The organism is Mesorhizobium sp. P2_F5, assembly GCF_056403715.1.
In genome coordinates this window covers 236159-260724 of record NZ_JBFUEY010000002.1, presented here as the reverse complement: position 1 = coordinate 260724, position 24566 = coordinate 236159, and the positions used below count along the sequence as shown (strand labels likewise).

The following is a 24566-nucleotide window of genomic DNA, read 5'->3' as shown; positions in this document are numbered from 1 at the left end:
CCGAAGTTGTGCAACGGCAAGGCACGGCGAACGACAGCAGGCGATACCGCAAATCCGGGCGATGTCGAATTGCCTAGCTGTCACCAATCTGCGCACACTTTATTCATGCTGAGAATCGGCTCCGAATTACAGTTGAGCGCCTCCGACCTGGTCGGCTACTTGAACTGCGGCCATCTGACGATGCTTGACCTTCAGGTTGCGGACGGAGCGCTTGGGAAGCCGAAGATCTGGGACCCGCTGCTCAAGATCCTGCAGCAGCGCGGGGCCACTCACGAGGCGGCCTATGTCGATCACCTGCGTGCGTCGGGCCTTGCGGTCGTGGTCATCGAGGGCAAGGGCATAGATAACGGCTCCGTGGCCGCCACGATCGAGGCGATGCGTGCCGGCGAGCAGATCATCGTGCAGGCGGCGCTACGGGCGCTGCCCTTCGTCGGCCGGGCCGACATCCTCCGGCGCGTCGAGACGCCAAGCGACCTCGGTACCTGGTCCTATGAAGTGATCGACACCAAGCTCGCTCGCGAAACCAAGGGTGGGACGGTGCTGCAGCTTTGCCTCTATTCTGACCTCGTCGGGCAGGTGCAGGGCCTCGTGCCAGAATACGCCTACGTCGTCGCGCCCCTCACCGGCTTCGAGCCGGAGGCGTTTCGGGTCAGCGACTATGCCGCCTACTACCGCAATGTCCGCGAACGCTTCGCCGCATCCTTGAACGCAAACGACGGCACCTATCCGGAGCCGGTCGCTCATTGCGATATCTGCCGCTGGCGCGGCCGATGCGACGACCAGCGCCACCAGGACGATCACCTCTCCCTTGTGGCCGGGATCACGGCCGTACAGCGCGGCGAGCTCGCCGGCCACGACGTAGCCACTATGACTGCGCTGGCCGAGCTCCCCCTTCCGCCGCCGTGGAAGCCGGAGCGCGGCGCCGCTTCGTCCTACAATCGCATCCGGGAGCAGGCCCGGATCCAGGTCGCAGGGCGCGCGGCCGGGCAGGTACTCCATGAAACGCTGCCGATAGAACCGGGCTTTGGCTTGTGTCGCCTGCCGGTGCCGGACGACGGCGACATTTTCTTCGATCTCGAAGGCGACCCCTTCGTTGGCGAAGGCGGCCTTGAATATCTCTTCGGCTATGCCTTCAAGGACGCGGAGGGCGCGCTCACCTACGTCGCCGACTGGTGCCTTACGCCGTCCGATGAAAAGGCAGCCTTTGAACGTTTCGTCGATTTCGCAGTTGAACGGCGACTACAGCATCCCGGTATGCACATTTGTCACTACGCCGCCTACGAGGTGGGTGCGCTCAAACGCCTTATGGGGCGCTACGCGACGCGCGAGGAAGAGATCGACACGCTGCTGCGCGGGGAGGTCCTGGTCGATCTCTACGCGGTGGTCCGCCACGCCATACGCGCCAGCGTCGAGAGCTATTCCATCAAGAAGCTGGAGCCGCTCTACGAATTCACGCGCGCGGTGTCGCTGGCCGATGCCAACTATGCTTTGAGTAGGGTGCAGGCCCGCCTGGAGCTCGGGGACGCAGGCGGCATCAATGCGGACGATCGGGCCGTCGTTGCGGGCTACAACCAAGATGACTGCGTCTCGACGGCGCGGCTTCGCGACTGGCTAGAAGGCCTACGCACGGACGCGATCGCCTCAGGCGTGGAGATTCCACGGCCGGCTCGGCCTGGAGAGGATGCTTCCCCGGATATTACAGCTTGGCAGGCGCGGATCGATGCAGTGGTGGCCGTGCTAACCGATGACATTCCGGTGGACCCAGCGGAGCGCAGCGCCGAGCAGCAAGCGCTCTACGTGCTGGCGAACGTGCTCGACTGGCATCGCCGGGAAGAGAAGGCGATCTGGTGGGAATACTTCCGGCTGGCGGCGCTGTCCGCGGACGAGCTGGAGGACGAGCGGGCAGGCATCGCCGGCCTCGAGTTCGTGGATACCGTGGGCGGAACCGCCAAGGCCCCTATCCACCGCTATCGATTTCCCCCGCAGGACGCGGAGTTTCGCAGCGGGGAGGATTTGCGCAGCGTCGGCGGCGAGCGGTTCGGCAAAGTCGAGGCCGTCGACCTGGAACATCGCTTGATCGACATCAAGAAGCGTGGCGACACTGCCGCTTTTCACCCCGAAGCTATCTTCGCCCATACCTATATCGACACAAGTGTTCTAGCCGAGTCCCTGGTGCAGATAGGCGAGTACGTGGCCGATCATGGCATCGCCGGCCCTGGTGCCTGTAAGGCGACGCGCGATCTGCTGCTGCAGCTTCCACCCGATGCCGGCGGCGCGGCGCTGCTCCAGCCGGGCGAGAGCGCGGTCGATGCAGCCTGCCGCCTCGTCCCGGCATTGCAGGGCGTGCTCGCCATCCAAGGACCGCCGGGCGCGGGAAAGACCCATACTGGCGCCCACGCGATCCTTACGCTGGTCAGGGCCGGCCTTCGCGTCGGGGTGACCGCCAACAGCCACAAGGTCATTCGCAACCTGCTGGCGAAGGCCGCCGAAGAAGCAGAAAAGGAAGACTTCGACCTGCAGTGCCTGCATAAGGTCACGGATGCGGAAGACAATGCCCCGCACCTCACTTTCACCACGAAGAACCCCGAAGCCCTCGGCGCCTTTGCAAGCGGCTACCACGTCCTCGGCGGCACGGGGTTCCTGTGGGCCCGGCCCGATGCGCCTGGTCTCGTCGACGTGCTGTTCGTGGATGAGGCCGCGCAGATGTCGCTCGCCAACGTGCTTGCCATATCGCCGGCCTCAGCCAGCCTTGTCCTGCTTGGCGATCCGCAGCAGCTTGAGCAGCCGATACAGGGCTCGCACCCCGAAGGTACCGAGGTCTCGGCCCTCGATCACCTTCTCGGCGGGCGGCAGACCATTGCCGAGGACCAAGGCCTGTTCCTCGATCAGACCTGGCGCCTCCACCCCGACATCTGCCGGTTCACCTCCGAACTGTTCTACGAAAGCCGACTCCTTCCCCGTCCCGGTCTCGAGAACCAGGCCATTCTGATGGACGGCCCGCTCGGAGGGAGCGGCCTGCGTTATGTTGCCGTGCAGCACAGCGGCAACCAGAATTCCAGCCCGGAGGAGGCTGACCGCATCCGCAATATTGTGCTGGGGATACTTGCTGCAGGTGCAGGTTGGCGCGACCGCGAGGGCAATGAGGCGTCGCTCACCCTGAACGGCATTCTGATTATCGCGCCCTACAATGCGCAGGTTTTTGAAATCCAGGCGCGCCTCCCGGGCGCGAGGGTAGGAACGGTAGACAAGTTCCAAGGGCAGGAAGCGCCCATCGTCATCTATTCCGTCACGACGTCCAGTCATGCCGACGCCCCGCGTGGCATGGAGTTCCTCTACAGCGCGAACCGCCTCAATGTGGCCACGTCCCGCGCCAAGGCACTATGCATTCTCGTGGCCAATCCGGACGTGTTCGAGCCGGAGTGCCGGACGCCGCGCCAGATGCAACTTGCTAACGGCTTCTGCCGCTATCTAGAAATGGCCGTTACGGTCGATCCGTAGGTCCTTGCAGGCTCGCGTCAACGTCCGGCCGGTTTCACCGGCGGACAGCTGAACTGCTCGTGTCCCGGTATCCAACCTGCCGAAACAACGTCTGGCCAGATAGAAACTGTCGGTGCGTCTGAACGAGATGAAGCGGAGCGCGACGCTGAACCGTCCCAGAATCCGTGGTCACCGGGCTGGGTCTCGCAGCGTGCTGCGCCAGCTTGCGCTGGGCGGTGCTTGTTGCGGATACTCGGAGGGCGACGGCGACATAACCGTCGGGTGCGATCGAGCAGTCGACAGTCGTCCGTCGCAGCTGATCTCGACAGAAAGCGTAGCCCGATAACAAGGGCTGCTCAATTACATTTTGGCTTCGGGGTATTGCCCCTTGATTTCTGCATTGAAGAAACGACCAAGAGACTCCGCCGCCATCAGGCGCTCGTTCATGAAGGGGGGGACGTTATAATATTGGTATACGCCTCCGTGGCGAAATTGGACTTCGAGCGTTTCGAGATCTGGATCGTAGCCGACCTCGGCCAAATTCCCCGACGTTACCGATTGCCGTTCCATTAATTTTCTCCCTCGTCGTCGACGACATTTGCCGCCGGTGCCCACCTCGGATCTTGCGCTCGCCAGCATGCAACGAGATCGTCGTAGTTCTCGTCGCCCCGCAGTTTCTTCCAACTCTCGGCCACGAGAGGATCCTCACTGTCAGGTCTGCGATCCTTGGGCGGCAGCGTCACGCGGCAACGGACTGGCAATCGTGCGGCTTCACCCGTGATGATTGCCTCTCCCGTTCGAAGAACGGACAGGCTGTCCGCGATCCCGCTAAGATTGTCCGGGAGCGCAGCCTGTACTTTGCTGCGGTCGGTCGAATTGGTAAGCCTGAGCGCGACGAAGGTGCCGCACTGTGAAAGTATGGTGTCATCGATCTCGGAGGGCCGCTGACTAACGATCATCGCGCCAATCCCAAATTTTCGCCCCTCTTTGGCAATTCGCTGCACCATCTCCCGGGCGGGGTTGTTCGTCTCGCGACCCAGATAACGATGTGCCTCCTCCATTACGATGAGCTGCGGGCGTTTGCGGCCGCCTTCCGCACGGTCTCGCCCCCAGAAAAGCGCCTCGTAAATAATTGAGAGGATGGCACCGATGAGTTCAAGGAGGACAGAGCTGGGGATGCCCGACAAGTCGAGCACCGTGATCGCCTTCTCGTGTCCGATCCAACTCTCCACAAGCTCGGGAAGATCGTTTTCAGTGTGTCCGTTTAACCCCGGCTCCCATTGTCCTGGCTTGAGCAGAAATTCGAATTGACGGTCCAACAGTCGTGAACGCATGCGGTCGAGCTGCTTCCGAATTCCAAGGACGCCAATGTTATTGAGGTAGGGTGCGGTGTTCGTCGTCGTGTGCGGTTGATATAAAGGAAGTCGAAGGGATGCCGCATCGCCGGGAGTTACCAGCGCCGGCTGTGTCTTTGTCGGATCAAGCCACGTCTTCACTTCGGGATCGATCAGTTCATGCCAGAGCTGCCGGAGGCTGTATGGAATGGGGCTGTCGACGGTCATCGAATTGAGATCGACGCCGGCGAGGCCATCCGTTTGTGCAATCGCGCTTTTCGCAGCGAATATTTTGTCAAGGATCGCGGTTGTCGAGCGATCATCCAGTTTTCCGCATAAGAACTCGATCATGTCTGCAGGGCGCAAAGCCCAGAACGGAATCACGAGGGGCCTTTCGCCCTCTGCGGGCGCTATGCGAAAGACCTCGGCATTGTCTTCGAGGGCCCGCGCATACTCACCGTGAATATCTAGCAGGAGAATACGTGCGCTTGGAAAGCCTGCACCGCCCGGCATCGAAATTGACCGCAAGAGGCTTGCCACGGTGGTGGATTTTCCGGATCCTGTCGATCCCAGCACTGCACTGTGTCGTGTCACCAACTTATCGAGGTCTAAACGGACAGGAATGCTCTCAGCGTTGGCTAACCGTCCGACTACGACTTGTCCCGCAAACTCGGCGCCATAGATTTTGGAAAGATCCTCCTCGGTGACAAGGTGAACCTCGTCATTCACGTTGGGATATTGGCTGATGCCGCGTTCGAACGATGCTTCTACGATCTCGCCGACTAGTTGCACGGTGAGCCAGCGCTCACCCCGATCATGCGCACCGGCAAGAACTGCCGGGGTCGCACTCACTCCAACCTCGGAAATGATCGCATAGAGGTCGTGATAGCCCTGAGGGATGCGGACGAAACTGCCGACCTGGCCCACCCGATAGCTTCGTCCGCCGATAATCGCGATGCCGGATGCAACGCCTTCGAATTGACGTACGCTGACTGTAGCTCCCGCGACCGAGCCAACGTGACCAAGGAGCGTGGAGATACTCATGGTGCTGGCGGCACCTGGATAGGTAGCGTCGTGGGGGACGTCGAGAAAGCCTGTATGGATCTAGAAGCCGCGAAAAAGCGAGCAAATGGTTCAATGCCACCGAGCGTGAAGTTGCCATCGGGGTCGAGATAGGTTGAGCGTATCGGCCCCCAGTCCTTGCTGGGGAGTTCTGACGGGGCCTTCCAAGGGCCTCGCATCCCGTTCACTTTTGCCTGATCTCGGGCGTATACACTGAAATTTGGCAATCGCCGCGCGAGGTCACATGCCGAATGCTCTTCTTCAAGATGCTTATATTGAAATGCGAAGATGCTTGCAGACGGATTGGCAGCCAACGCCTCGTCCAAACGCGCGGCGATATGCGCATCGGCGAAAGAAAAGCCGATCGAGATCAGAAGCGTGTCTGGGGTCAGCAGAAAAGCGCGAAGCCGGTCAAGCAGAGCGGCATACGGCGCCTTCTGCGTCTGATCGTACTTCAGATGCTCGGGAAAAACGAGATGGCTGGCTGAACTTTGCCCGGTTCGAATGACCTCGCCCTTGTCGCTTGCTCTCCAACCCAGTGACCCATGCAATTTCCACAATCGAGTCCAGCGCGTCGGCAAGTCGCTGCGTGACACCGAAACAGGGTCGAAGAACGGCTCACGGCCACCGGTGAAACCATCGAAATATGGTGCTCGGACGGACTCGAACGCTTCCTCGAACAGGAGATCGTAGTTCGTTGTAAAAATTTCGATTGGATAGTCTCTGCTCGTCCCCGTTATCCAGTTCACCAGATTGGCATATGCAGATCCGGGCATGGGCAGGCGCACATCGACGATCTTGCCAATCTCGGCACAGATGGCTTCACCAAAGGTCGCGAATCCTGGCCCATCAAGGCCGTGAACCTTGGCGGAGCCAATGACTTTGCTCAGCGACCTGATGCGCGACAAAATCGTCTCGATATCGTGCTGAGAGAGCTCGGCCTTGAGACCGTCAATTTGTGCCTTGTAGATTGGTTCGAGAATGCCCAACACCTTGTCAGTCAGCCCTGCCACAGCTGGGATAAGTGGGTACGAGCCGTCCGCCTTTGCCATCCCTGCCGAAGCTCCTGCGCCGACGAGCAAGCCAATGCGCTTGCGTCCTTGGGCTATAATCGTGCGGAGCGCTGCCATGTACTGGTCGGGGTTGTGCACGCTAACAGACAAATTATTCCTCGATCCATGACGGCGAAATTGTTTCGGACACAGTTCATTATATCCTGACGGACCGCAGGTCATCCCTCCATGGTTGAGTTATTTTCATAGTTATTTGTTTCAAGGAAGGCGCAGTGCGCCTTGCTGTGACACGAGCCAGCATCGATACTATTCGGATATGTCACCGATCTTTTTCTTGGCAGCTATGGCCATATGCGCCCGAATTCGATAGTCGACGATTAAGTCCGCAGCCAAAGGGGAGCTTTCTCTGAACTCGCCCATCGGCCACTTGGCAGCAAACGGCCCAAAAACGACATCCAATGATCGGTTTAGCGAGGACGCAAGCCCTACTGATCCCGATCTGTCCCCGAAGCGCGCCCGTCGCGCTGACCCTCGGCATTCTGTCCCTCACTCGACAAGACTTACTTCGGAGCAGTATAGCCACTATATTTCTTGCTTTCGAGGGGCATGAGCATGAAGAAAATCCTGTGGGTCAAATTTGGCTGGTCTGAGTACTATAGAGGGGGGCTGGTCGACGGCAATTTCGGCTGGTTGAATGAAAACAGGGGTCAGGAAAACGAAGGCCGAGGGCACGAAGCCTATAACTTCATGCCGGTGCCCGATGGAACCTATCGCTGTTACGTTCCGCCTCAGGCAAAGCGTTATGCGCCGTGGAACGACGATAGCACCGGCTGGACAGTTATCTGCCTCGCAAAGCACCCTAAATACCAGGGCATCCATATCGTTGGCTGGTACGAAGATGCGACCCTGTTAGGGACATGGCAGCATCCTCCCGAAGGAGAGGTGGGTGCTGCGGATGTGGGCTATTGCATTGTCAGTAGCACCGCGTTTTTCGTTCCGCCGGAGAAGCGCACCACGCCCTTTTCCGACAAATCAGTTCGCATGGGAAAGTACTCGTTCCTCGTGGGTCCCGGCGTCAAGAAGGATGATGGGAAGCGGCGCGTTCTGCGCATCTTGGAGGCCCGACTGAAGACGTTGCGCCGTGACGCGATTCAAAATCCGAGCGATGAGAACCTGCCGAGCCCAGAATCGGATACTGCCGATCCACTCGCCATTTTCGGCACCGCAGAGCACCGACGCGAAGTTGAGCTTGCGGCCGAACGCGCCGTCGTAACGTTTTACAGACGCAAGGGCTTCTCGAAACTGAGAGTGGCCAACCAGAACTGCGGGTACGACTATGTCTTCAAGAAGGGTCGGACGGCCCACCATGTTGAGGTGAAGGGCGCATCCACGGCCCAGGAACGGCTTTTCCTGACAAAGAATGAAAATGGATGCCGTAACGACCCTCGATGGCGACTGGGCATGGTGACCGATGCCCTATCAGAGAAACCGCATCTGAAGATCTACGACAACAGGGGGTTCGAGAAAGCGTTCGATCTGGAACCACTGGTGTTTGTCGGCCGTCGCGTGGTTGAGCCCTAGAATGCCACGAATGAGTCTGGTGCGATCAGAAGTTCACCGACCAAACTTCGATGCCGTCGGTGTTCGCTGTCTGGCAGCATTGGCGACATGAAGGACATGTCTCCAGCTGTTTCGAAATAGCCAAATACAAAGGGCAGCGCGAAGGCGAGCCCGATACGGAAGGAAGGGCACATGGAAACGGCACAACCCTCGCTGATAACCGAGGATGAAAAGGGTGGCGATCCAGGGGTCGCGCTAAGGGCCAGCCCTCTTCGCATCGGAATCTCAACGCGCGCTCTTTTTGACCTAGAGGAGGAGCATCGTATATTCGAGAAGTCCGGCGTCAAGGCGTATGCGGCTATGCAACTCCATCGGGAGGACGTGATCCTTCGCAGGGGTGCCGGCTTTGAGGTCGTCGAGCGGTTGCTTGCGCTGAACGATCCTGACGCTGCTCCGTATGTTGAAGTGATCCTCCTGTCGCAGAACTCTCCCGACCTCTCCCTCAGAGCCTTCAAGTCGATCGATCACTACCAGCTTGTCGTCAAGACGGGCAGTTTTACTAGCGGACGGTCGCTTGCGCCCTTTGTCCCGGCTTGGGGCATCGACCTGTTTCTCTCAAACGCGGATGCGGACGTAAAAGGAGCGGTGGACGGCGGAGCAGCGGCTGCACGGCTCGGTCTGGCACCCAAAGATCGTGCCGAAACGCCTCAGGGCGAGGTCCGGGTCGCGTTCGACGGCGATGCTGTCGTGTTTGGCCCCGAGTCCGACGCAATCTATAAGGAAGAGGGCCTGGACGCCTTCCTGGCTCATGAGACCGCGAACGCGAGCAATCCAATGGCGCGTGGCCCGTTTGGTAAGTTTCTTCATAAGCTATCCGCATTGCGCCGAGTTTTCCTTAGTGAGGGTAACGTAAGTAAGGTCCGCATCGCACTTGTGACAGCTCGGAATGCCCCTGCCCACGAGCGCGTCATTCGCACGCTAAGGGCATGGGGCACGCCAGCTGATGAGGCGCACTTCGTTGGTAGCCGCTCGAAGGCGCCCATTCTGAAGGCACTTGGTGCTCACATTTTCTTTGACGACCAGGAGAAGCACGTCCTCGGCGCGGCGGCAGTGGTCCCTGCCGGCCATGTTCCGGGACCACATGATCCGGCTGCGCCGGTAATCCCGGCCGGCTGACTCTGCGGGGCCAGATCTCGTCTCGCTTTTGCTGAGCGAACGACTCTGACGGCAAGCGATCTGGGCATGGTGGATAGCGGAATGGCTGCTTTGCGCCCAATTTCGGCCGTTCGGCGACGTTGCGGAGATCTCCAAAAGCAACCAGTCCGCTATCTGGCTGATCATATCGACGCTGGAGTAGGATGCCGTCTTTCCGCTTTCGGGTGGCCGTTAGAGAAAACGGAGGTGGTTGGCTTGGCGAGGAATCGATGGTCCGCAATTAGCCAATGATCCAAGAACTCAATTGCTAAGCAACTCAGTCACCGGTGCCATGAATTTTCGCTCACGTAGGGGGGGCAGGCGAAGTCCCAAAAGCCATGATCCTGTCCGCATTCACGAATCAGCGTCGGATAGCATCGGAAGAAAATATTGTCGATCTCGCTAAGTATTCACCCTTCGATTAGTGTGATTTCTCATTCTGATTCGAAGCCGTAAACCCTAAAAGGGCGAGGGTCGGATTTGTGGGTTCATGGAGTGAATTGTGGCCCGTCTCACGAAATCCGAGATCGAGGATCGTCTGATCGAGGGTAAAGAACTCGAGTGGCGAGATGCGGCAAGGAAGAAGCAGAAGGTCGGCCTGAAATCGGCGAAAGCCCGTCGCCTGTTCAGCTTTTTACTGAGCTCAGCTACGAGAAAGCCGACGGAGCTGCCAGCCGACTTTATCCAAGGTCTTGCCTCAGCGTCGTCAGGAGAAGAGGATCCTGCCGATAACGTTGTACAAACAGTCCACAATTCCTCTATGACCGCTTGGAAACTCTGTTCAATCGAGACCGCGGGGATCGGGGGCGTCAACGCCTTCGACGGCCCGACATTCACCTATGCCTTCGACGGTGACAGCTGGCTAGCTCAAGGCCCTAACGGCAGCGGCAAATCGTCATTGGTAGGGGCAATTATCTGGGCGCTGACTTCGAAGCGCCCTCGCGATCAGATAGAAATTCAGGCTGATGCCACTAGGCCGGTATATGCGCTAGTGGGAGACGACAGAACTGAAAAGCAAATCGGCCAATGGCCGCCATTGATATCGCTGCCGTCGGATGCCGGCGGGCTCACCACCATCCCGCGAGCATCCGTAAAACTCACCTTTCAGGATTCGGTTGGCAATCGAGCGAGCGTTTCACGCATATTCGACAACGGTCGGGTTTCGGAGGTTCGATCCCCCAACTTCAACGCCCCCCCGATCCTTGTCGAAACGGGCATCGTAATGCCAGCTCGGCTGTCCTCAATAAGATTAGGGGACAACGGGAGCCCCCTTTCGGAGGCAGTCCAGAGGCTTACGGGCCTCGACGACCTCATCGCGATCGGACAGCTCTGCGAGGGCCTATGCAATAAAGGCAGAGAATACCTCTCGTATCAGAAAAAGGATCTGGCTCGGCTCTTGGTCGAGTTCGACAGCGCCCTGACCAGCTGCCGAACCGAAATGAAGAAAGTAGACCGGCGTGTGCCAGAGTTCCTCCCTGCGGACACAGGCACGCAAGATGGCGACCTCGCAAAGCTCGGAAAGGAGCTCAATGGCACGTCGGCCGAACTGATCAAGGTAATCGCAGGCGACCTCGCAGAAAGCATAGACCTCTCCCAGCCGGCGAGCCAGCAATCGGTAGCGATCGCAATTGCGGCAGCCAGAGAGGATTTGTCAAAAGGGATCCAGTCACTGCCATGTTGGCAGCATCTTGAGCTCCTGCTGGACGAGATCGACGATACTATTGCCGAAAAGATCCAGGCATCAATCTTCGCGGTTAGGCAAGGCGCCAAAGAAGCGCTCGAGATGCTAGAGCGATCGGAAAGTGACGACCGTTTCAGGCTGAAAGCCATGGCCGCAACGTGGCATGCATCACATGTAGATGGTGATGTGAGCCACTGCCCGCTGTGTTCTGAACTGCTAAAATCTCCAGCGCTCAAGCAGGAGCTTGAAGCTTTGCGCCTCGCAGGTGAAGCCGCCACCCGGACATTTGAAGACAACATTTGGATAATAGTCGAGAAGTTGGCTGCCGCCCTGCCTGCAAAACTGAGGAACAGTGCATTAGACGATTTCAAGGTATCGCCGCGAACCACTTTGCAAGCGGCGCTAGAGGCAACGTTCACCGAAAACCTGAAATATCAAAAGATACTCGTCGCCTTCGGAAAGCTCGTCAGCGCCGCATTGGAAAACCTGCCGAGCTCTGACCTGGAAGATCTGCCAACTGACAATCTTGACCCGCGCCTCAAGCCCATCTTCGACAAGATTTTCGTCGCCGAACAGCTTCTCCGCCGGAGGTCCTGGTTCGCGCAGACGAAAGCGGATTGGGAGGCATGGTGGGCAGAACGGGTAGAGGTTCCAGAGGCACCTGACGCCGTAGGCGAGCCTGAGGAACGCGCCTTAGATAAGCCTCCTGAAAGCTGGACAACTCATCTGGATCGCTTGGCCAACGCGACGATTACGGCCGAGCCGTATCGACTAGGTGCAGAGGCGCTACGCAAGGCCTGGAAGGCCGGTAAGGACGCTCGGGAAGTTGAATTAGAACTGGCGATTAGACAGGACGTTGCCGACGCTATCGAACCGCTGAAGTTGCTCGGATCACTTGGAGAGTCAGTGGTCCGCGAGGCAATACTGGACCTCTCGGATCGCATGGAGAAAATCCTCGCGAAAACCCTGGTCACCGATAAGGTTCAGTTCCAGGAAGCAAAATATAATAAGAAGGAAGGTGTCACGATCCGAGCTGAGGTGAGCGAGAACATCCTCATCGATGCCACATCGATTGCGAATGCTTCCTGGCTCCGCGCTGTGTTGTGGGCGTTTATCTTCGCCCTCAGGGAGGAGGCTGTCGAGCAATTAGGCATCGACGCCTTTCCCATTATGGTGTTTGATGATCCTCAAACGACCTTCGACGATCAACACCGGCATCGATGGTCGCAGCAAATCGCATCCCTGCAAAACGGCCCGGGTGAGGTTCAGGTCGTGCTGGTCACTCATGATCAGAATTTCCTCGAGCTCATCAAGGTCTCCGGCGTATCCGGTCGCATAGCGCTGCTTTCGTCGGCCGGCGAAGATATCGGACATATCTCGATCTACGACGGGGCATTGCTCGAAAAGCAGTGGCGAATAGCAGCTACCAGCCGATCGCCGGCCGACGCGCAGGCATATCTGAGCGCAGCGCGCGTTCAAGTTGAGACCGTCCTCCGCATCATGCTGCGGGGGGAGGAAGCCAACATCAACGCAGTGACGTCAGGGTTCGTGCTTGGCGACAGCCGTGCGAAACTGGAGTGGCTCTACGACAGAAGACGAACCCCCTGGGACCAGCCAGCGACCAATGAGCTCACCAAAGCTCTCAACAAAGACCTGGCCGCCATCAAGCACCTTGAGATTTCGCATCATGCGGGTGTTGGCAATCTAGGAATGGCTGAAGCCATCGACGTCCACGATCATCTCAAAAAGACCCTTTCGCCTGCGATTGATAAGGTTTTTAAGGCGCAGCGGGAGCACTTCCGACTCCATGGCGGCATGACACAATTGCACGCTTCCGCAACAGTATTGCCATGGCCCGAAGGCTTCAATGCCGAGGTTCGGCAGATACCTCTACGTGTCCTCGGCAAGGCCGCAGCGCTCACCAATGGACGAAATGCCGATGGCTGCCTTGATGTGGATGACTACGACGCCGCCACAGCGAAGAAGATTACCCTTGCCCAACACGCGGCATATCGGCTTGTGGCGCGCACACTCGAGCCAATCGCTGAACGCGGTGACATACTCATCGTCAAGCAAGGCGCAAAAATAACGCCGAACTCGCTCGTCGTGGCCGCCACCGATCAAAAGCTGTTCGCTAGGCGGCTAGAGTTCGCAGCGAACCATTCCGACGTGGCTGTTCTGATCGCTCAGGCAAACAACCCTCGCGCTATCGCGGCACCGATTATCGCTCAGAAGTCGACATTCGAGCTGCAGAAGATAGTCGGCGTCATCTACGACGCCGGCTACATTCCTTCCGAATCGGATGGGAATGAGGTGATACCTATCGAGGGTTCCGCAGCGCTCAGCTACTTAATCTCAGGCAGCTTAGGCCTCGTAGGGATTGACGGTACAAGTGCAGAACCGATCGCGTTGCACGGACAATTCATCATTCTGTCCAGCCCGCTTGCCACCGGCGCTAGCATGAGCCGGCTGGTAGGAAAGCCGGTGATTGTCGAGGATCAGGGCGGGTCTCGATACTTCAAACGTTTGCAAACAACGGACCAAAATCTGGTTGTGCTGGAAAGTCTGGACACCAGCGGTGAACATGGTCCAATCTTGATGAAGCTTCAAAGCACTGATCCAACAGAGGAAAATGTGATCAGAAGGATTTGGCCGGTGGCCGGGATCCTTTTTGAGGTTCCGAACTAATGCAAATTGTGAGTGTTCACGGGATGATGGGCTACCGATCGCGGTCTATTTCTTTTGGCGGCGTTGAATGAGCCTCTTGCCCGGAGATAGAGTTCCTCGTTCTGAACGATGTGGGCCAATGTGAACGCGTTCTTCAGCGCATTGTCCATTTAGTCAACATAAGTGCCATCGACGGCGTGTTCCCGTTTCGAGGGTATTCGAACAGGTCAACCGAGCCACGTGCATTACGCATTGTCTATGGTGCCTCGGCCCTCGTGGGTTGGCCGATCCGGCCGCGGCCACCTACCTGCCCGCGCACCCTTTAAAGCAGCATCGTCTGCTTTTGCCGCGTCCGTCCCATGACCTGGTAGTCCGCTAACGGCCCCGGAACTGCCGGCACAAATCCTTCACATGTGGAGGTCCATAAGATTCCCGTTGGTATTGGTTTGGGTGGAAGCGAAATGGCGGCTTGTAAGCTGCACCCAGCCAAACTAGACATTCTGCAACTTCGTTCGAGCAAAAAAAGTGGCAGTCATGGACGGTTTGGGGATCACCGATCGTTGGGCTCGCGGGATCTGTGACCAGAACGTTTGTTATCGACTCCGGAGAAGAACTTGAACGTCTGCCCTGATTGCTTTTCCGCAAGCGGATTGAAGAGGCGGATCCAGGAGGAGAGGCGATCTTTTCCTAACGGAGTCTCTTGCGATTTCCACTCTACGAAAAAGGGAATTCCGATTACGGCAGTTGCCGCCATAGCTGACCCGGTATTTAGAGAGAATTTCGTGGGCGGACCGTACGACGCCTATTACGATAGATATGTCGAAACTACGGGAACTGACCTTGAAGACACGCTACTCGACTTAACAGGTGCGGACGACACAAGAGTTATTGATGGTTTAATCGCCGAACTCATCGACGCAGACAGTTATTGGCCGCCCGACGGTGAAGAAGCATTCTACGATAGTGACTATCGGTACTCGAGAGAGCAGACTGGGCTAAGCGAGCACAACCAGCTTTGGTCGGCATTTAAGACCAGTCTGATGCACCAGCGCCGGTTCTTCAATACTGAAGCAGAGGACCTGCTACGGCGAATCTTTGAGGGTGCGCACCAGCAGCGAGACATGAATAGTTCAGGGCCGGTCTACATGATAGTCCCTGACGGGCAAGGGTCTAGCTTCGTCCGCGCGAGGGTTGCCAACGAGCCTGCCAAGCGCGAGGAGATTAAGGTGGACCTCGCCGGGAAACTGGGGCCGCCGCCAGAGCGAATGCGAAAGCCAGGCCGCCTGAACCCATCGGGTATTTCGGCGTTCTACGGTGCCTATGATGCCGACACCTGCATAGCAGAGCTTAGACCCAGTGTCGGCGAACTTGTAGCCGTTGCCGAATTCCGCATCACTGAGCCTATCTGCGTGTTGGACACCACGTTGTTTGGTGCCAGGCCGAAAGCATATGACCCATTTGCGGCCAAGGCCCGGAAACGAGCTGCGCAGTGGTTGTTTATGACGGGCTTCATGAACGAGATTGCTCGTCCGATCCTCCCGGACGATGTCCACTTGGACTACATACCAACGCAAGCAGTAGCGGAGTACCTTTCGAACCGCGAATTCGAGTTCGCTCGTGGCAAGCGCACGATCGACGCGATAATTTATGGATCTGCACAACATCCCGGTGGGCGGAACATAGCGCTTCTTGGCTCGGCGTCTGTGGTAGGTTCGATAGTCGAACCGGCGCATGAGCCGCCACCATCGGGCGATTCTGACCTGTGGTCGGATTGGCTTCCGCCGGAGCCTCCGCCAAGGACGCGGATCGTGCCTATTCCTGAGAGCTTTCGCGTGCATCGCGTAGACGGGGTGATTTTCAGCGCTCCGGCACCCGAGCCTGTTAACGGCCAAGAGGAAGATGCGGACTAACTTTCGCCAATGAGGTTATCATGACTGTCTCGACTGCGATGTGTCACCAGAGGACATGATATCGCTCACCAGTCTGCTTCGAGGACGTTTTAGGAGTAGATCAGACCGAAATAGGGCGGAAGCTGACGAGGCAAACTTTGCTTTATGAGACAGGACGCGGAATGGCAGCTTTCCACCGACGGCTCCCATAACCGGACCGTCCGCAACCGGCCCCAAACAAGACGTTCATTGTCTGGCGCCGAGCGTCGCCAGTTGGCACACAGCAGGCCGTATAATCACCGATGCGTCCTCTACGGGCGAGCAGCTTCTCTCATCCGCTCCAGATTCTCCAGACAGACCTGTTCAGCGCATTTATGGAGCTCCGCTGTCCGCTCGCCCAACCAGACGAGCGCCTCCTCACTTATCAGGTAATGCCTGGAATAACGGGCCTTCACATAGGCTTCGTTCAGGGTGTTGAACCAGGCACGATGACGTTGCTGCTCACGTGGCCATGCCTCGAACAGTCGTCGATCCTGATCCTCGGCCAGGGCACGCAGAAAGGTGAGTTTATGGGATGGCGGGCTATAATTGGTTAGCACGAGCAGCAGTGTTGCATAGGTGTGCTCGATAGCCTGGTGCAGCTCAAACGCGGAATGACTGTAGTCACCTTCGGATAGATAGAATTGGGCTCCCTTGGCAAAAACCTTAGCTCCGGCAAAACGAGCTTCAAAATGTTCTTTGGCGGTCTCATACGCTGCTCTCGGCGTTAGCGGTCTGGGCTCAGCCAGCGGCTCATCGTCGAGTTCGTAGAGGATAATGCCCTCACGGCGGATGTCGGTGAAAAAATACTGCCCTTGGCGCAGCGCCGTGTTCACGAAGCGGCGGCTGTGCACGATGAAGCTGGTTGGCGTCTTGATGGCGCGATCACGCTCGAGCCGGTCCTTCGCCTTGTACCAGTAGGCGAAGTCGGCGAGCTTGTTGTTGTTGACGACCACCAGCAGATCGAAATCGCTGCGATAACCCTTCATCGTGAGCGGCTCGTCGACCCAGTCGCCGCGGGCGTAGGAGCCGAACAGGATGATCTTCAGGACGCGGCCGCTCTTCTTCCAGTCCGCGCTGCTCTCGGCCAGCGCGTCCTCGAATTCGGCATGCAGGATTTCGACCACGCGGGCCAGTTCCTCCTGCTTGTGCTCCGGCAAATGATCGATGCTGGTTTTCATCCTGGTCGGTTCAAATCTGGTGAACGCAGGAGCGCGTCGAAGGGCTCGTTATAGCAGGCTTGGCCATATGCGAAAGGGTGCCGATGCGGGCTGCGAGCAATTGATTCTGTTGGTTTATGTCACTTTATGCGTTCTGTGATTTTCCAGTGCGTTGGCGGCGATCAGGGGCAAGTCCTTGACGTTGATTCTCTCCACCATTGTGACCAGTGTCATCAGGTGATCGCTCAGGAACGTGTCGAACTTTGCCAATGCCGGTTGCGCCAATCGTGCAGCAAGTTCTTCTCCGTCTGGCGCCGGCGAACCAGCTATCTCCTGCAGAGTCTCTATGGCCTTCTCGGCCTCGCATTCCTGAAGCTCGATGGTATGGCCGACATGCGATGCTTTGAACTCGCGGGCCAGTAACGCCAGGGTCAGGGTCTGCAGCTTCCTGGTTCCGACCCAGGGGAAAATCAGGACCCCCTCCCCATGCGCTATGATTGAGCGGCGATCCAGCTGCAGGTCCAGGAACGAACCGCGCGCCTCATCCAGCAGGCGGTTGGCGGCAGGATCGAGATAGGGGTAAGCCTCGTCGGATGCGAGAACCTTGCGCATCGTTGACACCACGTGATCGTGGATGGCCGCCCCCTTGCCATTGAAATGCGGTGGCTTTCCCGCCCGTGTCGGCTTGACCATGATGACACGGGCGCGATCGTCAATTTCGATGACTTGCCAGCGGCGCCCGGCAAAGATGATCGTTTCGCCACGTGCAATCGGAGAGCTCAGCGGATAGGTGCCGAGCGTGCGTGCATCGTTGATGATCCGGTATTCCCGTTCAGTAGCGAATACTGCGTAGAATTCGTACGATTCCGTAATCTTTTCTCCGGTCTCTCCGATCATGAGCAAGCCTTCCGGGGACTGCTCTATCAAGCGGTTTTCAGGCGTGGCCATGCACCGAAGCAATTCGGCAAACAGCGTCTTGTCCACGGCTCGGAAGGGGCCGCGCTCGCACAACAGTTTCCAGGCGACTGTCGGGCTTACGCCCCCGGTCTGCACGATCAGCGCCATCACTTGATGGAGGAGCGTTGAAAGATGCAGCCCAGCTGGCAATGGCGGCTCGCACCATCCCGCCCGCAGGCATTCCACCATCGCAATCGACTGAACCAGATCCAGGCGAAGCCGGTCGATTGGGTGTCGTCCCTTGCCGACGGGAGGTTCGATGACGAACATGCGCAGCGTTGCAGGCTTTCCGGCCCTGCGGCCGGATCGGCCGAGGCGCTGGCGAAGTGACGCGACCGAAAAACCCGGCCCGATCTGCGCGATTGTCTCCACCTCGCCAATATCGATTCCGAGTTCCAGGGTGGTGGTCGCGACCGCCGTGGTCGGCCGCGGATCGTCTCGAAGCCGCGCTTCGACCTCCTCGCGCATCGCCCTTGCGAGATTGCCATGATGCGGGAAGAACTCATTTGGAAAGCTTACTTCGTCGCACATCGAACGCAGCATGTCGGCATAGACCTCGACATTGGCGCGAGATCCGGCAAACAGCAGATTGCTCTGGCCGCGCAGCAGACGAAACAAGTCGGTCGCGAGCGCCGCTGGGACAGTCGATTGTTCAAAAGGTTCGACCGACTTTCCGGGCGGATCGCCATCGTCTGGCGTGACCGTGAGATCGCCTGGGGCGGCACCGTCCAGCAGATAGCCGCGGATCTGCAAACGGACCCCGTTCCCCTCGTCGTTGCCTTCCACAATCGTGACGCTGGCACCCTTGCCTGGTCGCAGCGCCTCGGCAGCCAGGCTCATGTCGCCAAGTGTTGCCGAAAGCCCAATTCGATCGATACGGTCTCGCGCGGTCGCCACCTCGATCCTGTTCAGGATTGATTGCAGCTGCATGCCTCGCTCGGTGCCGATGAAGGCGTGTAACTCATCGATGACGACCGCATCGAGGCGCGAAAACATTTGCGCAACCTCACCGCCTCTGCGCACGAGCAGCGCTTCGAGCGATTCCGGAGTGATCAGAACAATACCCGAGGGTCGTTTTCGTGCACGGGTTTTGGCGTCCGCCGACACGTCGCCATGCCACTTGTGCAGGAGCACGCCGCTCACTTCGCACAGGCTTTCCAGCCGCCGGTGCTGATCGTTGATCAGCGCCTTCAGCGGGCTGACATAGAGGATGGCGAAGCCATCGGCGCTGCCTGCGTGTTCGGCATGCCTGGTCAACAATGGCAGGAAGGCAGCTTCGGTCTTGCCGGCGGCAGTGCGTGCGGAGATCACGACATCGCCGCCCGCGAGGATGACCGGGATTGCTTTTTCCTGCACGTCCCGTAGCGCCGGCCATTTCCGCTGCCATATCCAGCGCCTTACCGGCTCGGAAAGCGTGTCAAATGCGGAGGGTTGCAAGCTCGTCGTCCACTCCCCCTTCGACGTCGTCAATGGGCTCGTCGCCTGCACCGCCTCGATCTTCCGCCACGTCCACCGCGCCGAGCATGCCTTTCCAATCCGTGCCGGGGTTTTGCTGGAGAATCGCGAGCAGATCGACGAAGGCTTTCACCGTGTTGCGCGGAGTCCGAAAGTAAGCCTCGCCGATCCGGTTAGCGCAATGGTCCATGAAGGCGTGGAGTGCGGCGTCTGGTACGAGCCATTTCTCCTGATCGCCGGTCGCGAAGACGTCGCGCAGGCGCTCCAGGAGATGGTAGAGTTCCTCCGGCGTCAAGTTCGGCAGATTGACCACCGGGCCGGAATAGTCGGCCAGGCCATTGCCAGCAAAATTGTTTCCCGCAAGGCGGGACTGCAAGGCCTCGTAGGAGTAGAGCCCGCGCCGCGTGTCGAGCAGGAATTCCGGTGTGCCGCCCAGAATGAAGCCGATACCTTGCGTCGTGCCTTGCAGGACATCGTTGAAGATGCGCAGGATTTGTTCGTAATTCTGTTTGCGGGCCTGGGCGCTCTGCAGTTTGTAGAGATTGACGAGTTCGTCGAGGCAGACCAACAGGCCGCCAAAGCCAGCAAGCCTTGTGAAACGGGCGAGCAATCTCAGGCCATCATAGAAGGACGCGTCGTCGATGATGGTACGCACGCCCAGATCGCCTCGCGCCTCTGTCTTGGTCGTGTATTCGCCGCGTAACCAACGCAGCGCGGCGTCTTGCAAATTGCTGTTTCCCTCCTCGTAGCCCCGCGCATAGGCAACGATGACGGTAGCGAAATCATAGCCACCGACCATCTCGCGAAGATCGCCAAGGCCGTCCTTAATGGCGATTTCAATAGTCGTCCCGCTCGAGGAAGCGCGTTCGGATGCTTTTTGTATGTAGCTTTCCAGAATGTTTCTGAGCGCGCCTCCGTCCGGGGCGGTACGGGTCGCAAGACTGGTGGCGAGCTCGGCATAGAGCGTACGCGCCTGCCCGCCGGTGGCGTGGATGCGGCGATCCGGAGAAAGGTCGGCCTGGCAGACGGCAAGCTTGCGCTGAAGTGCGATCTGCCTGATGAGAAACAGGAAGAAGGTCTTGCCGGCACCATAGGCGCCGATGACGAGACGGATACTCGACCCGCCGTTGCCGATACGCTCTATGTCCTGGATCAGCGCTTCGATCTCTCGCTGGCGACCCACCTGAATATGCTGGAGACCGATGCGTGGCACGACACCGGCACGCAAGGCGCTGATAATGGTGTCTCGATCTCTCGGTTTGATAGGTGGAGGTTTTGTCGTCATGCTGACATTCCTTCGACAGAGACGGTAAGCGACGGAGATTGTGGAGTAGCCTCGGAAAACAGGCTGGCGTTGACGATGACAGGGTCCTCGCCATCCAGGACCAGTTCGTCGAAGCGGTCGAGCGACCAATCGTTTAGCGCTTGCTTCGCCGCGCCGGGCATCAGATCGGCACCGCGCACCAAACGCTCAAAATCCGAAGCCGTCCAGGTTTCCTGCTCGATCAGTTGCGACAGAAGCCACGCATAGCGTCGCTCCAGCCCGTCGAAGCGTGCATCCCCACTGGACGTCTCGATTTCCACGATCGCGGGCTGAAGCTCGATCGGCGGCTCTGCTTCGTCCACGAAGATATCGGCAAGGACGCTGGACGTTGTCCGGGTTTCGCGTCGGATCGCTTCGAGACGAGAGATGTCGACACGCGTCGTACGCGCCCAGGGAGGCGCCGGCGACACCGGAATGCCCGGCGGCTGGATCCCGGCGGGGATAACAAGGGGAAGATCGTCGTTTCCGTCGCGCGGCCTGTTCTGCGGAGCAACGCTTCCCTGCAGTCGCGAATACAGCGAGTTTTGGTCCAGATCCATCTGTCTGAACAGCTTCTCGAGCTGCGACACTTCTCGTGGGTGAAGGGTCCCGTCTGCCGCAGCGACAGCCACCAACTCATCGGCGACGTCTTCCCGGCGGTCTGCTGGCACGTCGCTTATGCGTTTGGTCCAATCCACTACGCGGCTGGCATCGGCGGCGCAGACCTTGATCTCGGCTTTGAGGCGTACGCGTTCGTCCCTCGACAGGCCGGGTGCTCCGTCGACCTTGTCGAAGAGCCTGCGTTCTTCCAAGGGGTGGAGCAGACCGTCGGCGAAGGCAATCACCATGCCGAGCATGATTGACAGTTGCGTGGGGCGGTAATGCTGGCTCGGTTCGGGATCAGCTTCACGTTCCAGGCCAAAGACCATCGCAAGTTCGTCTGGTTTTGCGGACTTCAGGGAAAAGGAGGGGTCGGCGGTATGACCATAGCCAAAGGCTGCCAGAATTGCGGACAGTTCCTTCTGTTTTGCCCGCGCGGAAATTTTGTTGGGCTCTATCCCAGCCAACTCTGCGAGCTGTTGGATCGATATCAGTCCATCATCATTCGACAGTTCTCGCAGCCGCCTCAACGGATCACCAGGAAGCTCTTCACCATTCTTCACACGCAAACCCAGAGGCAGCTGAGCCACAGCCGCAAGGCTAGGCCTTAGTCCTTCCGAACGGCCGAGCATGCGACTGTAGTCGTTGAGCCGATCCGTGCAGTCGTCGAAGATGCGGCGTGCACCGCCTATCGGTTCGCTGCGGTTTGTGATATCCGGCAAGTCACCGCCAAAGGGGCGGATTGCAAGATCGAACGTCCCGCTGCAGGCACGGTAGTTGACCTTCAGTTTCCGCACTCCGGCGGACGGAACGCGCACGCCATTTGGATATTGCTTCTGCACTGCTTCCGCGAACAGCTCTCGCAAGAGAGTCTGTGCCCGTCGCGCCGGCGTTCGCACCCTCGTTTCGGGGTCGGCAAGGACGTAGGCCAACAAAAGGTCCGGCTCGATCGCCTCTCCGCTGCGCACCCGCATCCCGAGGGCGACCTTCAGCATTAGCGGGATCTCGTAGCTATTTTCCTCGACCTCCAGATCAAACTTTTCTGGCAAGCGAGCCGATTTTAGTTGGTAAGCCGAAAGCAACTCACCAACATAACGCTTGAACGAACCATTCCCTCCATACACCTGCAATAGCCGGCGAACCTCGGCAACGACACCATCGGCGTCGGTTGGGCTTTCCTCCAACATGAGGCGGCGTTCAAGACCGTAGAAATAGAGGAACACGTATCCGATATAGGCATCGGGATCGGATCGCGATCCGGCAAGCCAATCCAGATAGGATTTTCGCGCTGCGGGCGAAATGCTTGAGTAAGACGGCCAGTAGCCCATCGTTTGCCCCAGCGGATCGTTGTGAGTGGCAACGGTCAATCTTGAGTTGATCAGGCAGTTCTCCGGGTCGGTTGAACTGCCCTGCCTCGGCAGGTAATCGCCTACGTAGATCATGCCACCGCGAATGTTATGGCTTCCCACCATTGCTGCTGTATTCGCAGGAATCCAATGTGCTGACTGGCGCGGGGCGGGGCTCGCTCGCACCGCGGGCTTCCGGTCAAACCACCGCGGCTGGTCCGCCCCGGCCGTGTTGGGATCAATAATAGGGCCGCGCTGCCGAATGAGATCCGAAACCTGAGCATTGTGCGATGCAAGCGATCCTTCGGTTGTTGTCGTTACCGGGGTGACCTCGGTGGATTCAATGCTTTGCCAACCCGTTGTTGCTGGAGCGGTTGAAGAATTGTTCACTCGGGTGGGCGGTGTAATGGCTCCGCGTTGTCTGATGAAGTCGTGAACAGCTCTATTATGTGCCGCTACAGAAGCCGCAATATCTGATGTTAAGGCTTGCGTCTGTTCGACCGGTTGTCTTCCAATCGGATCGTTCCGTACTAAGAGGGGCCTGTTGCTTCCGTCCGATTGATCAAGACCGCTATCAAGTTGGCTGCCCTTGCTTTCGGAACCCGACGGCTGCGCCTGATCCGTTGCGGTCGGGAGAATGAGAACAGGACCGCGTTGTCGAATGGATTCCGCTATCTGAGCATTATGCGATGCGAGCGATCCTTCGGTCGTTGGCGCTGCGGGATTGATCTTGGTGACCTCTATGCTTTGCAAACTCGTTTTTGGGGGATCTACCGGCTGCCTGGCTGAAGGACGGGCCGCTGATTTGGGCCGTCGGATTGCTCCTCTCCGTCTGATGAAATCGTCGACGGCGGCGTTGTGTATCGCGAGAGAAGCCGCAATATTCGGCGACAAGACCGGCGTTTGTTCGACTGGTTCCTTTCCAGCACCGTTAGCTGGAACCATGCGATCGTTCGGAATATGGAGACGATGCCTGTCAGTTCTGGCCGGCCGGTTGACACTGCGCTTAGGTTCGCTGCGCTTGCTTTCGGATGTCGCTGGAACCAACTGCGCGGCCGGATTTCTTCGGCGTCTCCGCATAAAGAAGAACGCGGCTGCGACCCCTAGCATGCCCAAATAGATCAAACCCGGCGCGGGGTTGGTTGGCGCCTCGCCGATCTTGTTGGGCTCCGGCGCCAAACGATCGGATTTGGCTGACGCCCCCTCGGTGTGCGCCGGCAAAGGCGGCGCCTGATGGACATCGCCACCAGCTTGCCCGGCTTCCCCGTTGCTTGTCTGTGGAGTTGTCTTCGTTGGAACACTTGGCTGCTCCAAAGGCGACGGGTGCGCGTCGGTGGCTATGGGCGTCAACGGGCTACGCGTCACCTGCGGTTGCGGAAAAAGTGCAGTTGATGTCGCCGCGTCCAAAGTACCGGTCTGAGGAAGATTGCTCGCTTTCTGGAAAGCCTTGAGCGCACTGATGGACCGACGTCCCCAAATTCCGTCTGCGGTCCCGAGATCGTACCCATGCTCAGCAAGCGCCTGTTGAACCTGCCGCGCAGAATATCGGGAGTCCTGGGCAGTTGCGGTGCCTGCAACACTTAGCACTGTCGCCAAGGCGACAGCCATCGTCCAATGAAATGGCAACCTCATCCCGTTTGCCCCGCCCTCCGGTTCGGAGCATAGCTGGGATGAGTTCTTTTGAGAACTCGCACAGCTATATTTCCATTTCGAACACAAGCGGCAGTTCAACAACACATTTTGGCGGCCGACTCTTTCTGATCGTCGAATGACCCTTGAGTTTCCATAGTGCGGATCTGACCGTTGCGGACGGTTGGTCCGGCGCCAAA

General features: G+C 58.5%; 12 protein-coding genes. 5 read left to right on the top strand and 7 right to left on the bottom strand.

Features of this window, described 5'->3' with window-relative positions; translation table 11 throughout:
• The first annotated feature begins 6 nt into the window (after nucleotides 1–6).
• Entirely contained in the window at nucleotides 7–3498 is a 3492-nt protein-coding gene (locus AC1DYO_RS03450; RefSeq protein WP_477260313.1) for a TM0106 family RecB-like putative nuclease, read from the top strand.
• A gap of 339 nt (nucleotides 3499–3837) precedes the next feature.
• Here AC1DYO_RS03450 and AC1DYO_RS03445 read toward each other — a convergent pair whose 3' ends face one another.
• From AC1DYO_RS03445 to AC1DYO_RS03435, 3 genes are read right to left on the bottom strand one after another with little or no spacing between them, the layout of a single operon-like run.
• Complete coding sequence (locus AC1DYO_RS03445) at nucleotides 3838–4047, bottom strand: KTSC domain-containing protein (protein ID WP_477260311.1); 210 nt, start codon at nucleotides 4045–4047, stop codon at nucleotides 3838–3840.
• Nucleotides 4047–5855: an ATP-binding protein gene (locus tag AC1DYO_RS03440; RefSeq protein WP_477260309.1), complete on the bottom strand. Its 1809-nt coding sequence runs from the start codon at nucleotides 5853–5855 to the stop codon at nucleotides 4047–4049. Before AC1DYO_RS03440 ends, AC1DYO_RS03445 begins: the two co-directional genes overlap by 1 nt.
• A complete protein-coding gene (locus AC1DYO_RS03435; protein ID WP_477260308.1) occupies nucleotides 5852–7003 on the bottom strand; it encodes an SIR2 family NAD-dependent protein deacylase in 1152 nt (383 codons plus the stop codon). Before AC1DYO_RS03435 ends, AC1DYO_RS03440 begins: the two co-directional genes overlap by 4 nt.
• A 495-nt stretch (nucleotides 7004–7498) precedes the next feature.
• Between AC1DYO_RS03435 and AC1DYO_RS03430 the strand changes: the two genes are divergently transcribed.
• From AC1DYO_RS03430 to AC1DYO_RS03415, 4 genes are all read left to right on the top strand, one after another.
• Nucleotides 7499–8467 carry a protein NO VEIN domain-containing protein gene (locus AC1DYO_RS03430; protein WP_477260306.1) on the top strand — a complete coding sequence of 323 codons (969 nt, stop codon included), beginning with the start codon at nucleotides 7499–7501 and terminating at the stop codon, nucleotides 8465–8467.
• A 171-nt stretch (nucleotides 8468–8638) separates the two neighbouring features.
• Complete coding sequence (locus tag AC1DYO_RS03425) at nucleotides 8639–9622, top strand: 5'-nucleotidase (RefSeq protein ID WP_477260304.1); 984 nt, start codon at nucleotides 8639–8641, stop codon at nucleotides 9620–9622.
• Between the two features lie 520 nt (nucleotides 9623–10142).
• Nucleotides 10143–14009, top strand: a complete 3867-nt coding sequence (locus tag AC1DYO_RS03420; RefSeq protein ID WP_477260302.1) for an ATP-binding protein — start codon at nucleotides 10143–10145, stop codon at nucleotides 14007–14009.
• 593 nt (nucleotides 14010–14602) lie between these two features.
• Nucleotides 14603–15898, top strand: a complete 1296-nt coding sequence (locus AC1DYO_RS03415) for an RES family NAD+ phosphorylase (protein WP_477260300.1) — start codon at nucleotides 14603–14605, stop codon at nucleotides 15896–15898.
• Between the two features lie 290 nt (nucleotides 15899–16188).
• On the opposite strand, the gene AC1DYO_RS03410 is transcribed toward AC1DYO_RS03415, so the two are convergent.
• The 4 genes from AC1DYO_RS03410 to AC1DYO_RS03395 form a co-directional block, all read right to left on the bottom strand.
• On the bottom strand, nucleotides 16189–17097 hold the full coding sequence (locus tag AC1DYO_RS03410) for a nucleotidyltransferase and HEPN domain-containing protein (RefSeq protein ID WP_477260298.1): 909 nt from the start codon (nucleotides 17095–17097) through the stop codon (nucleotides 16189–16191).
• Between the two features lie 114 nt (nucleotides 17098–17211).
• On the bottom strand, nucleotides 17212–19503 hold the full coding sequence (locus AC1DYO_RS03405; protein ID WP_477260296.1) for a DEAD/DEAH box helicase: 2292 nt from the start codon (nucleotides 19501–19503) through the stop codon (nucleotides 17212–17214).
• Nucleotides 19451–20773 (bottom strand): ATP-binding protein, encoded by a 1323-nt coding sequence (locus AC1DYO_RS03400; RefSeq protein ID WP_477260295.1) that lies wholly within the window; start codon nucleotides 20771–20773, stop codon nucleotides 19451–19453. Before AC1DYO_RS03400 ends, AC1DYO_RS03405 begins: the two co-directional genes overlap by 53 nt.
• Nucleotides 20770–24345 (bottom strand): TerB N-terminal domain-containing protein, encoded by a 3576-nt coding sequence (locus AC1DYO_RS03395; protein ID WP_477260293.1) that lies wholly within the window; start codon nucleotides 24343–24345, stop codon nucleotides 20770–20772. The genes AC1DYO_RS03400 and AC1DYO_RS03395 overlap by 4 nt, the downstream gene beginning before the upstream one ends.
• Nucleotides 24346–24566 lie beyond the last annotated feature (221 nt).

Bases quoted from the DNA above. Each gene is read 5' to 3' on its own strand.
- AC1DYO_RS03395 (WP_477260293.1), bottom strand. From the start codon at position 24,345: ATGGCTGTCGCCTTGGCGACAGTGCTAAGTGTTGCAGGCACCGCAACT.
- AC1DYO_RS03400 (WP_477260295.1), bottom strand. From the start codon at position 20,773: ATGACGACAAAACCTCCACCTATCAAACCGAGAGATCGAGACACCATT.
- AC1DYO_RS03425 (WP_477260304.1), top strand. From the start codon at position 8,639: ATGGAAACGGCACAACCCTCGCTGATAACCGAGGATGAAAAGGGTGGC.
- AC1DYO_RS03435 (WP_477260308.1), bottom strand. From the start codon at position 7,003: ATGGCAGCGCTCCGCACGATTATAGCCCAAGGACGCAAGCGCATTGGC.
- AC1DYO_RS03430 (WP_477260306.1), top strand. From the start codon at position 7,499: ATGAAGAAAATCCTGTGGGTCAAATTTGGCTGGTCTGAGTACTATAGA.
- AC1DYO_RS03445 (WP_477260311.1), bottom strand. From the start codon at position 4,047: ATGGAACGGCAATCGGTAACGTCGGGGAATTTGGCCGAGGTCGGCTAC.
- AC1DYO_RS03410 (WP_477260298.1), bottom strand. From the start codon at position 17,097: ATGAAAACCAGCATCGATCATTTGCCGGAGCACAAGCAGGAGGAACTG.
- AC1DYO_RS03440 (WP_477260309.1), bottom strand. From the start codon at position 5,855: ATGAGTATCTCCACGCTCCTTGGTCACGTTGGCTCGGTCGCGGGAGCT.